We start from the raw sequence: 14,893 nt of genomic DNA, 5'->3' as shown, positions 1-14,893 counted from the left end.
TTGCGAGTCGGCCGGGCGGCGTTCTGTTTGCTGACGAGGGCCTGCGGGCTTTATCACGCCGTCACACGCGCCTCGGCGGCGAGACGAGTGATGGCTTTGTCCAGATCATCCAGCGCGTCATCAGTGTGCGGCGCATCCTGTTTAAGCAGGGTTTCGGCACGCTGACAGGCAGCTCGCAGTTGTGGAACGCCACAGTAACGCGTCGCGCCATGCAGGCGGTGGATGCGTTCGATCAGGCTCTGCGTGTCCTCATTGGCCCGCCCGACTCGAATCGCCTCACGGTCGGCATCCAGCGAGGCCAGCAACATGGCCAGCATGTCTGCCGCCAGATCCGCCTTGCCTGCCGCCAGTCGCAGCCCTTCCTCGTGATCCAGCACCAGAGGCCCGACGTTCGCGTGGAAGGTTTCGGCCTGACGTTCTGGCGCCGGGTTGCGCAGTGCCAGCCCGGTCCACTTGAGTACCACTTGCGCCAGCTGCCGCTCGCTGATCGGTTTGGTCAGGTAATCGTCCATGCCGCTTTGCAGCAGTGAGCGTTTTTCATTGGCCATGGCGTGTGCGGTCAGTGCCACGATAGGCAGTGACGTCTGGTTGCGTTCCGCCTCCCAGGCGCGAATCGCTTCAGTGGCCTGGCGTCCGTCCATGCCCGGCATTTGCACGTCCATCAGCACCAGGTCGAAGGCTTCTTGCTGCACTGCGCTCAGCGCTGCGTAACCGCCATCGACCGCCATCACGTCAGCGCCCATATCTTCAAGCAGGGTCTGGACCAGCAGCAGGTTGGCAGGGTTGTCGTCCACGCACAGCACGCGCGGTGCCCGGCTCGAGAGTGGCAGGCTGACGTCGTTGCGAACGGCCTTGGGTGCGATCAGCTCGGTCAGTGCCTTTTGCAGCTTGCGGTTGCAGGCAGGTTTGGCCTGCAACTGGGTATAGACGTCATGCACTGACAGCTGGAACAGCGCGTGTTCGGTGGTAGGGCACAGCACCATCACTTTGCAGTCGAGGTTTTCCAGGTCCCAGATGTGCTGGCGCAACCGTTCCGGCGAGATTTCCAGTGCGGTGACGCCCAGCACAGCGAGGTCGATTGAAAGCGGTGTCTGGTGAGCAGCGGTGACGCCATTGAGCAGGCTTTCAAGATTATTGAACACCAGCGTCTGCAAACCGCAGTCTTCCAGTTGGTGCTCCAGCGCCTGACGCGCCAGGTCGTGGTGTTCGAGCACGGCGGCGCGCAGGCCGTTCAACGGCAAGTTGGCCGTTTCTTCCTTGTCTTCACGGGCCTTGGGCAGGCTCAGGCTGATCCAGAACTCCGAACCTTCGCCTGGCGTACTGTCGACACCGATTTCGCCACCCATCTGTTCGATGAGGCGCTTGGAAATCACCAGGCCCAGGCCGGTGCCACCCGGTTGGCGAGAGATCGAATTGTCGGCCTGGCTGAACGCCTGGAACAGCGCGCGCACGTCCTGGCTCGACAGACCAATGCCGGTGTCCTGCACGCTGATGCGCAGTTGCGCGTGTTCCTCGGTTTCGTCTTCGAGCATGGCACGGGCGACGATGGTGCCCTCACGGGTAAACTTGATGGCGTTGCTGACCAGATTGGTCAGGATCTGACGCAGGCGCAGTGGGTCACCCGACAGGGCCAACGGCGTATCCCGGTAGACCAGGCTGACCAGTTCCAGCTGTTTGGCGTGGGCTGCCGGGGCGAGGATGGTCAGGGTGTCCTGCAACAAGTCACGCAGGTTGAAGGGTACGTTGTCCAGCACCAGCTTGCCGGCCTCGATTTTCGAGAAATCGAGAATCTCGTTAATGATGCTTAACAAGTTGTCGGCGGATTTTTCGATGGTGCCCAGGTAATCGTACTGGCGCGGCGTCAGCTCGCTTTTTTGCAGCAAGTGGGTGAAGCCGAGGATGCCGTTCAGCGGGGTGCGGATTTCGTGGCTCATGTTGGCCAGAAATTCGGATTTGATCCGGCTGGCCTCAAGGGCCTCCTTGCGCGCCAGATCAAGTTCGATGTTCTGAATCTCGATGGTTTCCAGGTTCTGCCTGACGTCTTCAGTTGCCTGATCGACGCTCATTTGCAGCTCTTCCTGCGCATTCTGCAGGGTTGCGGCCATGCGGTTGATGCCGGACGCCAGTTCATCCAGCTCGCGACTGCCCAGCGGTGGCAGGCGAGTGGCCAGGTTACCGTCCTTGAGTTGCGCGACGGCCTGCTTGATCTGGCTCAGCGGGCCGTTGATGGTGCGGCTCATGCGCACCGCTAGAATCGCGGTCAGGGCCAGACCGCTGGCGATCAGCAACAGGCTGGCAAACAGGCTTCGATAGCCGCGCAACAGCGTGCCGCTGTGGGAAATCTCAAGCTCGACCCAGCCCAGCAGCGTATCGGCTTCGGCGGGGATGATAGGGCTGGTGAGATGCCGTTGGTGGCCGAAGACCGGCAGCAGATAACGGGTAGCGTCATTGCCCGAGACATTGAGCAACTGTGTGGCGTTGCCGATCGGCGTCGGGCTGATCATGGTCGGGCCCGCGTGCGCCAGCTCGCTTCGGTCGACATCGAGGAACGACACTGCGCGCACATCTGCCTGCTCAAGTGTTTGCGTGGCGATGCGGCTCAGTAGAATTCGGTCCTTGCGGCCCAGCGCATTGGCAGACAAGGGCGCAAGCTCCTGCGCGATCATCTCGCCGCGTTGCAGCAGCTGGGTTTGCAGCTCATAAAGCTGCATCCAGGTGAAATAGCCACCCAGCACCGCAGCCATCAATGTGGCGGGCAGGATGGTCAACAGCAACACGCGGCCTTTTATACCCAGCTTGTTCAGCACGCCTTTTCTCCAGCAACCGGTATCCGTCCGTCGATATCAGGCACGTTCTGCCATCCTGTATCGGCACAAGCTGTCGAGTTTAGCCATTTACCGGCAGCCTGGGCAGTTTACTGCGCTGCCCCGGCAATCAGGTGGGGAAGAGCTGCGCGGGCGACCCTGGTGCGCACCGAACGGACGGGCAGCAGCATGTTATGAAACTGTCGCTTATTCTTTTTAGCTATATGTCGCGCACTTTGCGTGATATGGGCTTTGGGCGTTTGCCGTTATGATAGGCGCCCCCGCAGTCTGGATTGCGAATACGCCATGACCCAGCAGTACCAAACCATTGCCGATCTCATCGGCAACACCCCGCTGGTGCGTCTGCAACGCCTAGCGGGTGACACCAGCAATACTCTCTTGTTGAAGCTTGAAGGTAATAACCCGGCTGGCTCGGTAAAAGATCGCCCGGCGATGTCGATGATCGTGCGCGCCGAATTGCGCGGCCAGATCCAGCCCGGCGATACCCTGATTGAGGCGACCTCCGGCAATACCGGCATCGCCCTGGCCATGGCCGCCGCGATCAAAGGCTACCGCATGATCCTGATCATGCCGGACAACTCCAGCACCGAGCGCAAGGTGGCGATGACCGCCTATGGCGCCGAACTGATTCTCGTCACCCGTGAAGAAGGCATGGAAGGCGCGCGGGATCTGGCTGAGCGCATGCAGGCCGAAGGCCGCGGCAAAGTGCTCGATCAGTTCGCCAACGGCGACAACCCCGAAGCGCACTACACCTCTACCGGACCGGAACTCTGGCGGCAGACAGGCGGGACCATTACCCACTTCGTCAGCTCGATGGGCACTACTGGCACCATCATGGGCACTTCGCGCTATTTGAAAGAGCAGAATCCGAACGTGCAGATCGTCGGTCTGCAGCCGATGGAAGGGGCGTCGATCCCCGGTATTCGTCGTTGGCCGCATGAGTACCTGCCGAAGATTTATCAGGCTGATCGCGTTGATCGCATCATCGACATGGGCCAGACCGAAGCTGAAGACACCATGCGCCGGCTGGCCCGTGAAGAGGGCGTCTTCTGCGGCGTGTCGTCGGGCGGTTCGGTGGCGGGGATGTTGCGTCTTTCCCGTGAAGTCGAAAACGCCGTGATTGTGGGCATCATCTGTGACCGAGGCGACCGTTACCTGTCGACCGGCGTTTACGATGCGCCCAACTGATGGCCAAGCATGAAAGGGGCCTGCGCTTCCAGCCAGCGGGCGGCGTCAAGACCGTGCAGGTGCCGGTGGGTAAAAAGCAGCTCCTGACCATCGAACGTCTGTGCGATGACGGACGTGGGTTGGCGTTTGTCGACGGTCGAACCTGGTTTGTCGCTGGCAGTCTTGCAGGTGAAGAGGTCGAAGCCCGGGTGCTCAGTGCCCGAGGCAAGGTCGTCGAAGCGCGCACCGAGCGTGTGCTCAAGGCCAGCGATCTGCGCCGCGAGCCTGCGTGCAAACATTTCGGCCGTTGTGGTGGCTGCAGTGTTCAGCATGTGCCCCATGAGGAACAGCTTGCCCTCAAACAGCGCATGCTCGCCGAGCAGTTGCTGCGTGTCGCGAATGTGGTGCCGGACGAGTGGGCTGCGCCGTTGAGCGGGCATGAACTGGCCTATCGCAGACGTGCACGAGTGGCTGTTCGCTGGGACGCCAAGGCCAAACGGCTGGACGTGGGCTTCCGTGCGGCGGCCAGCCAGGACATCGTCAGCATCGACGAATGCCCGGTACTGGTACAAGCCTTGCAACCAATCATGAATGAACTGCCCGGGATGCTGAAAAGTTTCAGCAAGCCGCAGGCGCTTGGGCATGTCGAGCTGTTCAGTGGTACGTCCACGGCATTGTTGCTGCGCCACACCGCACCATTGGCCGAAGCGGATCTGGCGCTGCTGCAGGCATTCTGCAGCAGACATGGCGCGCAACTCTGGTTGCACGGTGAAGGCGATCCGCACCCCTTTGACCCCGAGCATACGTTGGGTTACCGGCTCGAGCCCTGGAACCTGCAACTGGCCTGGCGTCCAGGAGATTTCATCCAAGTCAACGCGGCGGTCAACACCGCGATGATCGAGCAGGCCTTGAACTGGCTCGCTCCTGAAGCTGACGAGCGGGTCATGGACCTGTTCTGCGGGCTTGGCAATTTCGCCTTGCCATTGGCAAAGCGCGCCAGGGACGTAGTGGCGGTAGAGGGTGTTGCGACCATGGTCGAACGTGCGGCTGCCAACGCAATGAGTAATGATCTGCCCAATGTGCAGTTTTTTCAGGCAGATCTTTCCCAGCCATTGACGCAAGCGAGTTGGGCGGTGGAGGGGGTTTCTGCGGTACTCTTGGACCCACCGCGTGACGGTGCATTTGAAGTGGTTCGCCAGATCAGGAAATCAGGCGCCCGACGGTTGCTTTATGTTTCATGCAACCCGGCAACTTTGGCTCGCGACACGGTCGAATTGGTCAATCAGGGCTACCGATTAAAACGTGCCGGAATCCTCGATATGTTTCCACAGACGGCGCATGTCGAGGCGATGGCTTTATTTGAAATGAGTAAGTGAGCAGCGGTTCATTGGATCGAATCTGGTGCTGACAGGGAATCTCATTTAATCCGACTGGCCCGCGAATGCCGGTCCTTGCTTGCCCGGCAAGTGGCATTCGCTCAGAAGGCTGGCGACTGATGGCGCTATTCATCGCGCCGTAGGGAAGGTAAGCAGCATGGTACAGGTGAGAGCGCACCAGCCGATAAACACAGACGGCAGTATCAATCTCGACGCATGGCTTGATCATATTGTCAGCGTTGACCTGGTCCTGGACCGGGAAGTCATGAAGCAGGCCTGTGAGTTCGCCCGGCAAGCCGAGCGCAACGACAAGGAACTGAAGAATCACTGGGCAGACGGCACCTCGAGTTTCCAGACCGGTCTGGAAATCGCAGAGATCCTCGCTGACCTCAAGCTGGATCAGGATTCCCTGGTCGCGGCGGTCATTTACCGCGGTGTGCGCGAAGGCGTGATCCCGTTGCAGGACGTCGAACAACGCTTCGGCGCGACGGTTGCCAAGCTGATTGACGGTGTGCTGCGCATGGCCGCCATCAGCGCCAGCCTGAGCCCTCGCCAGTCACTGGTGCTGGGCAGTCAGGCGCAAGTCGAAAACCTGCGCAAGATGCTGGTGGCAATGGTCGACGACGTCCGCGTAGCGCTGATCAAGCTGGCCGAAAGGACGTGTGCGATACGTGCGGTGAAAAACGCCGACGACGAGAAGCGCAACCGGGTGGCACGTGAAGTCTTCGACATCTACGCGCCGCTGGCCCATCGCCTGGGTATCGGTCACATCAAGTGGGAGCTGGAAGACCTGTCTTTCCGCTACCTCGAGCCTGATCAGTACAAGCAGATCGCCAAGTTGCTGCATGAGCGTCGGCTAGACCGCGAGCGGTTCATCAGCGACGTCATGTCCCAGCTCGACAACGAGTTGCAGGCCACTGGCGTCAAGGCCGACATCAGTGGGCGTGCCAAACACATCTATTCCATCTGGCGCAAAATGCAGCGCAAGGGTCTGGCGTTCAGCCAGATCTACGACGTGCGTGCGGTTCGGGTCCTTGTGCCGGAAATGCGCGACTGCTACACCGCGCTGGGTATCGTGCATACGTTGTGGCGGCATATTCCCAAAGAGTTCGACGACTACATCGCCAACCCCAAGGAGAACGGCTACCGCTCGCTGCACACGGCTGTTATCGGGCCTGAAGGCAAGGTACTCGAAGTCCAGATTCGTACCCACGCAATGCACGAAGAGGCCGAACTGGGCGTTTGTGCGCACTGGCGTTACAAGGGCACCGACGTCAAATCGGGGTCCAACCATTATGAAGAGAAAATTTCCTGGCTGCGTCAGGTGCTGGAATGGCACGAAGAGCTGGGCGACATCGGCGGTCTGGCGGAACAGTTGCGGGTCGATATCGAGCCGGATCGTGTTTACGTCTTTACCCCGGACGGCCATGCCATTGACTTGCCCAAGGGCGCCACACCGCTGGACTTCGCGTATCGGGTGCACACCGAGATCGGCCACAATTGCCGGGGCGCGAAGATCAACGGCCGTATCGTTCCGCTCAATTACAGCCTGCAGACCGGTGAACAGGTCGAGATCATCACCAGCAAGCACGGCACGCCAAGCCGCGACTGGCTGAACTCGAACCTGGGTTACATCACCACCTCGCGGGCGCGGGCCAAGATCGTTCACTGGTTCAAATTGCAGGCACGCGACCAGAACGTCGCAGCCGGTAAATCCCTGCTGGAACGTGAACTGGCGCGCCTTGCACTGCCGCAGGTCGACTTCGACAAGCTGGCAGAAAAGGCCAACCACAAGACCGACGACGACATGTTCGCAGCGTTGGGCGCCGGCGACTTGCGCCTGGCGCAACTGGTCAATCTGGCTCAGCAGCAGGTCGAACCGGACCGCATGAACGAGCAGCTGGAGCTGATCCCGCGCAAAGCCACCGGTTACAAGCCGGGCAAGCGCGGGGATATTCAGATCCAGGGCGTGGGCAATCTGATGACGCAAATGGCCGGCTGCTGCCAGCCTCTGCCGGGTGATGCGATTGTCGGTTACATCACCCAGGGGCGCGGCGTGAGCATTCACCGTCAGGATTGCGCCTCGGTGCTGCAATTGGGCGGTCGCGAACCCGAGCGCATCATTCAGGTCAGTTGGGGGCCGGTGCCGGTGCTCACCTATCCGGTGGACATCATCATTCGCGCCTACGACCGTTCCGGTTTGCTGCGTGACGTGACCCAGGTGCTGCTCAACGAACGGATCAACGTGCTGGCAGTCAACACGCGCTCGAACAAGGAAGACAACACGGCGCTGATGTCGCTGACCATCGAGATCCCCGGTCTGGATGCGCTGGGCCGGTTGCTGGGGCGTATCTCGCAACTGCCGAACATCATCGAGACCCGACGCAACCGTACGCCTTGAGGCGTTGAGCGCACGCCGCAAGCAGGCCCGGTCCTGCTTGCGGCGTGTTGCGTATAGCTGAACAGTGCCACTTACGGGAGTCCCATGCATAACGTTCAAGACCTGCTCTATCTCATGTCCCGGCTGCGGGACCCGCAGCACGGTTGCCCGTGGGATCTGAAGCAGACCTACGCCAGCATCGTGCCGCACACGCTTGAAGAAGCGTATGAGGTCGCCGATGCTATCGAGCAGGGCGACCTGGACCATCTTCAGGGCGAACTGGGCGACCTGCTGTTTCAAGTGGTGTTCTACGCGCAGTTGGCCAAGGAAGAAGGGCGCTTCGAGTTTGACGGGGTGGTCGACGGTATTACCCGCAAGCTGCTGCGTCGTCATCCGCACGTCTTTCCGACCGGTGAGCTTTACGCGTCGCCTGAAACTCCACGCTTGAACGACGACGAGGTCAATCGGCGCTGGGACGAGATCAAGGCCGAGGAGCGTGCTGAAAAAGCCAGCGCCCCTGAACAGTTGTCGCTGCTGGACGACGTGCCGGTCGCGCTGCCTGCATTGAGCCGTGCGACCAAGTTGCAGAAGCGTGCGTCTCAGGTCGGCTTTGACTGGCCGGCAGCGCTGCCTGTCGTCGACAAGGTGCGCGAGGAGCTCGATGAAGTGCTTGAAGCCATGGTTGATAATGACGCAGACGGTATCGCTGAAGAGATCGGCGATTTGCTGTTCTGTGTGGTGAATCTGGCACGACATCTTAAAGTTGACCCTGAAACTGCGTTACGCTCGGCCAACAGCAAGTTCGACAGACGCTTCCGATTTATTGAACAGGCTTTGCGCCACAGCCAGCGTCCTATCGAGGCGTGTACCCTCGAAGAAATGGACGCTCTGTGGGGCGAGGCCAAACGTCAGGAAAAGAGCACGCCCGGCTGCGGCTGAGTGTGCGGTAACGGCATAAGTGAGTACAGAATGAGCCTTTCCCTTCGCGATCAGTTGCTCAAGGCAGGTCTGGTCAATCAAAAGCAGGCCAAGCAGGTCGGCAAAGACAAGCAGAAAGAGCAGCGCCTGGTACACAAGGGGCAGGCCCAGGTCGACGACTCTCAGAAGCGTGCGGCTCAGGAAGCCATGGCCGAGAAGGCCAAGCGTGATCAGGAGCTCAACCGCCAGCAGCAGGAGAAGGTCGAGCAGAAGGCCCGTACCGCTCAGATCAAGCAGTTGATCGAGGTGTCTCGCCTGCCCAAGCTGACCACCGAGGATTACTACAACTTCGTCGACGACAAGAAGGTCAAGCGGATCTCGGTCAACACACTGGTACGTAACAAGCTCAGTAGCGGCTCGCTGGCTATCGTGCACCACGGTGGCGGTTACGAGATCATTCCGCGCGAGGCTGCGTTGAAGATTCAGGAGCGCGACCCGCGCCGTATCGTGTTGCTCAACACGCCAACCGAAGCGCCGGATGCGGACGATCCTTACGCGGCGTATCAGGTGCCTGACGACCTGATGTGGTAAGCGTCGAAGTCATCAAAGACAAAACCCGCTGATAGCGGGTTTTGTCTTTTTACAATTCTGAAAATACGTTCAATGGCTGACCTGGTTTTCCAGCGCTTCCAGCTCATCCTTGTAACGATAGGCCTCGGATTCAATGTGGAACATCCCGACCAGTTGATCCTGTTGATGCACGTCCCAGATCTGGATGCCATCGGCAATGGCTTCGTGAGAGAGGTGGGCGTCGTCGCGTTCAGTAACTCTGACAGTCATAGTAGTTAGCTCCTGACTTTGATGGCCTGCATGGTTAGGCCTCTGGATACTGCGGCGATGTGTCGCAGGCCTCTTTTATAGAATTTGTTAGTGAGCTACGTAAATAGGTAAATAGGCGTCGGCGGGTCGTAAAAAATGCTGTGTAACCGCAACGCCTTGTATGACGCGGGTTTCAGCGATGTGACGGCAAAATGAAGGATTCTTCATGTGCCTTCATGGGCGGGTTTCAGAGGGGGCGAGGCTCTATCCTGCGGTTCTTGTCTGATATGACGCAGGCAATAAAAAGCCCTGCTGAAAGCAGGGCTCGGTGTTGCAGGTGTTCGGTCAATCAGCTGCCCTGGACAGCCTTGCCGTTGACGGTGCCGTCCTGCAGCATGATGGTGTACTCCTTGCCGTCAGTCTCGACCTGTTGCAGACGGACCAGCAGGTAATCCCAGTCCTTGGCAAACCACAGCACAGTCGTGCGCTTGCTTTGCGTCGGGTCGCGCACGCGCTCGACCTTGATGGCGTCGATCTGGCCAGCCTTGGTGTCGACCTTCTCGGAGCCCAGTACGCGGAAGTCATAGGTATCGACTTCGTCACCGTCGACCACCTGGTAGCTCATGCTTTTCTTGCCCGCCGCAACGTCGTGTTGCAGGGCCAACTGATACGTGGACTTGTCGACGATGCCACGGTTGAGTGGCAGCTTGATCGCGTCACCACGATCGGTGCCGGTCACGAACTTGGTGTTCCAGTCGAACACCAGGTCTACCTTCTTGGATTTGCCCAGGCCGCTGCGCTCAAAGCTGTAGGTCTGTGGCAGCAGTACGTCCTTGTCGACCTTCAGGGTGCTGACTTCGGTCAGGCTGGCGATCATCATCGAGGCTTTGAAATTCAGGGTCCAGGTGCCGTTCGGACCGGCTTGCAGGCTGCGTTCTGCCGTACCGCTCATGGGCAGTTGTTTCCAGTCGGCGGTGTAGCTGGCGGAGAATGGTTGAAGGTCTGCGGCCTGCGCGACAGGCAGAGCAAGCAGAGCGAAAGCGAAGAGCAAAGCGCGACGCATAATATCTCCTAGTTTCGAATCAAGTGGCCGCTGGCCGGGAGTAACTGACCATCCAGTAACGCGCCTTCTTCACCCAGGCTGAGTCGGCCTTCGGCAAACCAGCGTACGGCCAGTGGGTAAATACGGTGTTCCTGAACGTGAACCCGCTGCGCAAGCGCGGCGGGCGTGTCGTGCAACTGTACCGAAATAACAGCCTGTACGACCAGTGGGCCGCCGTCGAGTTCCTCGGTGACGAAGTGCACGCTGCAGCCATGTTGCGCATCACCGGCTTCCAGCACCCGTTGATGGGTGTGCAAACCCTTGTACTGCGGCAGGAGGGAAGGGTGAATGTTGAGCAGTCGACCCTGGTAGTGGCGAACGAAGTGGGCGCTGAGGATTCGCATGAATCCGGCCAGCACCACCAGCTTGGGCTGGAAGGTGTCGATCAGCTCGATCAGTGCGGCGTCAAAGGCCTCGCGACCTTCGTACGCCTTGTGATCCAGCACGCAGGCTTCAATGCCTGCGTCTCTGGCGCGTTGCAGCCCGAACGCGTCGTCGCGATTGGAGATGACGGCGCGGATACGGACGGGGCTGGCCCCGTCCTTGAAGCTGTCGATCATGGCTTGCAGGTTGCCACCGGTGCCGGAAAGCAGCACCACGACGTCGCAGGCGGCGGACATCAATGCGCCTTGAGGTTTTTCAGCTCGACCTGGGCTGCACCTTCAGCGGCGGTTGCGATCTGACCGATCACCCAGGGTTGCTCACCTGCGTCACGCAGCACTTTCAGGGCTGCCTCAACGTGTTCCTGAGCGACACAGATGACCATGCCCACGCCGCAGTTCAGAACACGGTGCATTTCGTTTTCTTCAACGTTGCCTTGCTGCTGCAACCAGTCGAACACGGCAGGGCGCTGCCAGCTCGCAACGTCGACCACTGCCTGTGCGCCTTCTGGCAGCACGCGCGGGATGTTGTCCAGCAGACCGCCGCCGGTGATGTGGGCCATGGCCTTCACCGCGCCGGTTTCCTTGATGAGCTTGAGCAATGGCTTGACGTAGATGCGGGTCGGGGCCATCAGCAGCTCGGTCAACGGCTTGCCTTCCAGCTGGATGTTTTCGATTTCGGCGCCAGCCACTTCGATGATCTTGCGGATCAGCGAGTAACCGTTGGAGTGCGGGCCGGACGATGGCAGGGCCAGCAGCGCGTCACCGGCAGCGACCTTGGAGCCGTCGATGATCTCGGCCTTTTCCACAACACCCACGCAGAAGCCGGCCAGGTCGTAGTCTTCGCCTTCGTACATGCCTGGCATTTCAGCGGTTTCGCCGCCCACCAGCGAGCAGCCTGCCAGTTCGCAGCCTGCGCCGATGCCGGTCACAACCTGGGTGGCGGTGTCGACGTTCAGCTTGCCGGTGGCGTAGTAATCGAGGAAGAACAGCGGCTCGGCACCACAGACCACCAGATCGTTGACGCACATGGCAACCAGGTCGATGCCGATGCTGTCGTGCTTGTTCAGGTTCAGTGCCAGACGCAGCTTGGTGCCCACGCCGTCGGTGCCGGACACCAGAACCGGTTGCTTGTAACCAGCCGGGATTTCGCAGAGGGCGCCGAAGCCACCCAGGCCGCCCATGACTTCCGGACGCTTGGTGCGCTTGGCCACGCTCTTGATGCGTTCGACCAATGCTTCACCGGCGTCGATGTCTACACCGGCGTCTTTATAGCTCAGGGAGGGTTGCTTGCTCATAGAAAATCCAGGCCTTTAGGGGGGATTCGGGGGTATCGACCGCTGCGGTGGGGGCCGTTCAGGAAAGCGCTGTCACACTCTGCCATGTCGGGCCGTCGCGATTGCCGGTCTGCGAAGGCGCGCGATTTTATCAGGCTTGCCCCCGCGGGGCCATCCTTGCGCCGACGGTAGGAGGGTGTTGCAGCAAATAAACTGGTGTCCTTGCCGTGAGCACGTTCTGCACCAAACGGGTTAAGGTGTATTTCAGGTGGAGATTGAATGAATAATGGCAGACTGATGTCCTAGCCTCTTCTCACCTCCTGAAATTGTCTCGTTTTCAATTTTCCGTTCGGGAACTGTCCATGCGTTTTTCCAGAATTCTGTTAGTCGGCTGTCTTTCTCTGTTCAGCCTGCCAGGCCTCGCCGAAACGGTGAGCAACCTTTATCAAGTGCGCGAGCCGGTCAGCGGTCAGTCGCCCGATGAGCGCACCCGCGCCACTCAGGCTGCGCTCGAGACGCTGGTGCTGCGCCTGACTGGCGATGCCAAGGCTGCCCAGGGTTCTGCGCTCGCTTCTTTGCGCAAGGATCCGCAGCAAGTCATCAGTCAATATGGCTATGAAGCCGGGCCGCCGGAATCCCTGCTGGTGGATTTTGACCCTGCAACCACTGACCGCGCCCTGCGTCAGGCTGGCTTGCCCATTTGGGGCAGCAATCGTCCGTCTATCCTCGGGTGGTGGCTGAACGATTCGGTCGAGGGTGCCAATCTGGTGGGTGATGGGCAGGCGGCCGCTGAGCCCCTGCGTCGTGCCGCGCAGCATCGCGGCTTGCCTTTGCGCCTGCCGCTGGCTGATCTGAGTGAGCAGAGTATCGGTAATGCCCAGACCCTTGAAGGCACCGATGCGACGCCATTGAAAGAAGCGTCCGAGCGTTACGGCGCGGATGCGATCCTCGCTGTGCACGCTCGCGAAGAAGCCGGGCAATGGCAGGGCAAATGGCGCCTGTGGCTGGGCGACCAGCGTGAGCAGGGCACTGCCACTGGCACTACCTCAGAGACGCTGGCCGATGCCGTGCTGTTGTCGGTCAGCCAGAAACTGGCGCCGCGCTTCGTGGCCAAGCCTGGCGCGTCTACCGGCCTGCTGGTTCAGGTGCAGGGCATGACTTTTGAACGGTATGCGCAACTGTTGCAGTTACTCGATCCGTTCGGCGTGCGTCTGAGTTCTGTCGACGGTGATCGAGTGGTCTTTGAAGTGAGTGGAAACGCCGATCAGCTTCGCTCGCAGATGTCGCTGGCCAAGTTGCAGGAAGTGCCTGCCAGCGAAGTAACGGCCGCCGCGCCATCCGGGTCGTCCGCGCCAACTGTTGCAACGACCCCGGTCGATGCGGCGGCGCCGGTATCGGCCCCGGTTGCAGCGCCTGCTCCAACGATTGTTCCAGTTGCTGCACCACAGCTGTATTTCCGCTGGTAACCCGGCAAACGTTTTCCCATTGGGTCGAGAGCTATAAATGACTGATACGCGGCGTTGGTTCTGGATCGGCGGGCTGGCCCTGCTGGTCGCATTCGTGGTCTTGCTGCACACGATTCTCACCCCTTTTCTGGTGGCGTTGCTGCTGGCGTACATGGGCGATCCGCTTGTGGATCGCCTGGAGCGGGCAGGTTTGTCCAGGACCTTGAGCGTCGTGGCAGTGTTTGGTTTGTTCACCCTGGTGCTGATGACCCTGCTGCTGGTTCTGGTGCCGATGCTGGCCAAGCAGCTGTATCGCTTGTATGAGCTGGCGCCGCAGATTCTTGACTGGATACAGCACACGGCACTGCCTTGGGCGCAGGCCAAATTCGGTCTGGCTGACGGGTTCTGGAAGTTCGACAAGGTCAAGGCGGCCATTTCCGAGCACATGGGGCAGGCGGGCGACATCGTCACAATCGTACTGTCTCAGGCCACTGCTTCCAGTCTGGCCCTGATCGGCTGGTTGACCAACCTGGTCCTGATCCCGGTGGTGTGCTTCTATCTGCTGCGCGACTGGGACCTGATGATGGGCAAAGTCCGCGGCCTGCTGCCGCGTCAGCGCGAAGGTCAAATCGTGAAGCTCGCCGGCGAGTGTCACGAAGTGCTCGGCGCGTTCATCCGCGGCCAGTTGCTGGTCATGGTCGGCCTGGGTGTCATTTATGCTGCGGGTCTGATGCTGGTGGGACTTGAACTGGGCCTGTTGATCGGCGTTATCGCCGGTCTGGCAGCCATCGTGCCTTATATGGGGTTTGTGATTGGCATCGGTGCGGCATTGATTGCCGGACTGTTCCAGTTCGGTGGTGACTTGTATCCGATGCTGGGGATTGTGGCCGTGTTCATGATCGGTCAGGCCCTTGAGGGTATGGTGCTCACACCGTTGCTGGTGGGTGACCGTATCGGTCTGCATCCGGTGGCCGTGATTTTCGCGATTCTGGCGGGTGGTGAGTTGTTCGGCTTTACCGGGATCCTGCTGGCGCTGCCGGTGGCAGCGGTGATCATGGTGCTGGTGCGCCACATGCATGATGTCTACAAGGATTCGGAGATCTACGCAGGCGCTGAAGATCCGGATCTATAGGCGCGCATCACCCGTACAAGTGGCGCAGGGACTGCGCCTGACGCACCGCACATCTGCCAGCTTCAGGGCTCG

General features: G+C 60.1%; 12 protein-coding genes. 7 read left to right on the top strand and 5 right to left on the bottom strand.

What is annotated here, in order from left to right:
• Nucleotides 1–53 precede the first annotated feature (53 nt).
• Nucleotides 54–2,807 carry a response regulator gene (locus KDX37_RS20885; protein ID WP_231654748.1) on the bottom strand — a complete coding sequence of 918 codons (2,754 nt, stop codon included), beginning with the start codon at nucleotides 2,805–2,807 and terminating at the stop codon, nucleotides 54–56.
• 303 nt (nucleotides 2,808–3,110) lie between these two features.
• On the opposite strand from KDX37_RS20885, the gene cysM reads away from it, so the two are divergent.
• From cysM to KDX37_RS20860, 5 genes are all read left to right on the top strand, one after another.
• Nucleotides 3,111–4,013, top strand: coding sequence for a cysteine synthase CysM (cysM, locus tag KDX37_RS20880; protein ID WP_231654738.1), 903 nt, complete (start codon nucleotides 3,111–3,113; stop codon nucleotides 4,011–4,013).
• Complete coding sequence (gene rlmD / locus KDX37_RS20875) at nucleotides 4,013–5,368, top strand: 23S rRNA (uracil(1939)-C(5))-methyltransferase RlmD (protein WP_231654736.1); 1,356 nt, start codon at nucleotides 4,013–4,015, stop codon at nucleotides 5,366–5,368. The genes cysM and rlmD overlap by 1 nt, the downstream gene beginning before the upstream one ends.
• A gap of 157 nt (nucleotides 5,369–5,525) precedes the next feature.
• Nucleotides 5,526–7,769 carry a GTP diphosphokinase gene (gene relA / locus KDX37_RS20870; protein ID WP_231654728.1) on the top strand — a complete coding sequence of 748 codons (2,244 nt, stop codon included), beginning with the start codon at nucleotides 5,526–5,528 and terminating at the stop codon, nucleotides 7,767–7,769.
• Between the two features lie 84 nt (nucleotides 7,770–7,853).
• Entirely contained in the window at nucleotides 7,854–8,687 is an 834-nt protein-coding gene (gene mazG, locus KDX37_RS20865; protein WP_231654727.1) for a nucleoside triphosphate pyrophosphohydrolase, read from the top strand.
• A gap of 30 nt (nucleotides 8,688–8,717) precedes the next feature.
• Nucleotides 8,718–9,257, top strand: coding sequence for a DUF2058 domain-containing protein (locus KDX37_RS20860; RefSeq protein WP_231654717.1), 540 nt, complete (start codon nucleotides 8,718–8,720; stop codon nucleotides 9,255–9,257).
• A gap of 69 nt (nucleotides 9,258–9,326) precedes the next feature.
• Here the strand turns inward: KDX37_RS20860 and KDX37_RS20855 are convergent, their stop codons facing one another.
• The 4 genes from KDX37_RS20855 to purM form a co-directional block, all read right to left on the bottom strand.
• Nucleotides 9,327–9,506 carry a hypothetical protein gene (locus KDX37_RS20855; protein ID WP_231654715.1) on the bottom strand — a complete coding sequence of 60 codons (180 nt, stop codon included), beginning with the start codon at nucleotides 9,504–9,506 and terminating at the stop codon, nucleotides 9,327–9,329.
• A 328-nt stretch (nucleotides 9,507–9,834) separates the two neighbouring features.
• On the bottom strand, nucleotides 9,835–10,548 hold the full coding sequence (locus KDX37_RS20850; protein ID WP_231654713.1) for a DUF3108 domain-containing protein: 714 nt from the start codon (nucleotides 10,546–10,548) through the stop codon (nucleotides 9,835–9,837).
• An 8-nt stretch (nucleotides 10,549–10,556) separates the two neighbouring features.
• The gene (gene purN, locus KDX37_RS20845) at nucleotides 10,557–11,207 is read right to left on the bottom strand and encodes a phosphoribosylglycinamide formyltransferase (RefSeq protein WP_231654711.1); all 651 of its coding nucleotides are present in this window, start codon (nucleotides 11,205–11,207) and stop codon (nucleotides 10,557–10,559) included.
• Entirely contained in the window at nucleotides 11,207–12,265 is a 1,059-nt protein-coding gene (purM, locus tag KDX37_RS20840) for a phosphoribosylformylglycinamidine cyclo-ligase (protein WP_231654709.1), read from the bottom strand. Before purM ends, purN begins: the two co-directional genes overlap by 1 nt.
• Nucleotides 12,266–12,606: 341 nt before the next feature.
• On the opposite strand from purM, the gene KDX37_RS20835 reads away from it, so the two are divergent.
• Nucleotides 12,607–13,710 (top strand): DUF2066 domain-containing protein, encoded by a 1,104-nt coding sequence (locus tag KDX37_RS20835; RefSeq protein WP_231654707.1) that lies wholly within the window; start codon nucleotides 12,607–12,609, stop codon nucleotides 13,708–13,710.
• Between the two features lie 37 nt (nucleotides 13,711–13,747).
• Nucleotides 13,748–14,821 (top strand): AI-2E family transporter, encoded by a 1,074-nt coding sequence (locus tag KDX37_RS20830; RefSeq protein ID WP_231654705.1) that lies wholly within the window; start codon nucleotides 13,748–13,750, stop codon nucleotides 14,819–14,821.
• The last annotated feature ends 72 nt before the right edge of the window (nucleotides 14,822–14,893 follow it).

Origin of the sequence: Pseudomonas californiensis (assembly GCF_021147775.1) — a bacterium.
Classification (GTDB): Bacteria; Pseudomonadota; Gammaproteobacteria; order Pseudomonadales; family Pseudomonadaceae; genus Aquipseudomonas; species Aquipseudomonas californiensis.
Note: the sequence above shows the minus strand (reverse complement) of the source record. Positions and strands in the feature narration are given on the sequence as shown.

Coding starts and splice junctions, on each gene's coding strand:
- purM (WP_231654709.1), bottom strand. CDS start 12,265: ATGAGCAAGCAACCCTCCCTGAGCTATAAAGACGCCGGTGTAGACATC.
- rlmD (WP_231654736.1), top strand. CDS start 4,013: ATGGCCAAGCATGAAAGGGGCCTGCGCTTCCAGCCAGCGGGCGGCGTC.
- relA (WP_231654728.1), top strand. CDS start 5,526: ATGGTACAGGTGAGAGCGCACCAGCCGATAAACACAGACGGCAGTATC.
- mazG (WP_231654727.1), top strand. CDS start 7,854: ATGCATAACGTTCAAGACCTGCTCTATCTCATGTCCCGGCTGCGGGAC.
- purN (WP_231654711.1), bottom strand. CDS start 11,207: ATGTCCGCCGCCTGCGACGTCGTGGTGCTGCTTTCCGGCACCGGTGGC.
- cysM (WP_231654738.1), top strand. CDS start 3,111: ATGACCCAGCAGTACCAAACCATTGCCGATCTCATCGGCAACACCCCG.
- KDX37_RS20860 (WP_231654717.1), top strand. CDS start 8,718: ATGAGCCTTTCCCTTCGCGATCAGTTGCTCAAGGCAGGTCTGGTCAAT.
- KDX37_RS20855 (WP_231654715.1), bottom strand. CDS start 9,506: ATGACTGTCAGAGTTACTGAACGCGACGACGCCCACCTCTCTCACGAA.
- KDX37_RS20835 (WP_231654707.1), top strand. CDS start 12,607: ATGCGTTTTTCCAGAATTCTGTTAGTCGGCTGTCTTTCTCTGTTCAGC.
- KDX37_RS20830 (WP_231654705.1), top strand. CDS start 13,748: ATGACTGATACGCGGCGTTGGTTCTGGATCGGCGGGCTGGCCCTGCTG.
- KDX37_RS20850 (WP_231654713.1), bottom strand. CDS start 10,548: ATGCGTCGCGCTTTGCTCTTCGCTTTCGCTCTGCTTGCTCTGCCTGTC.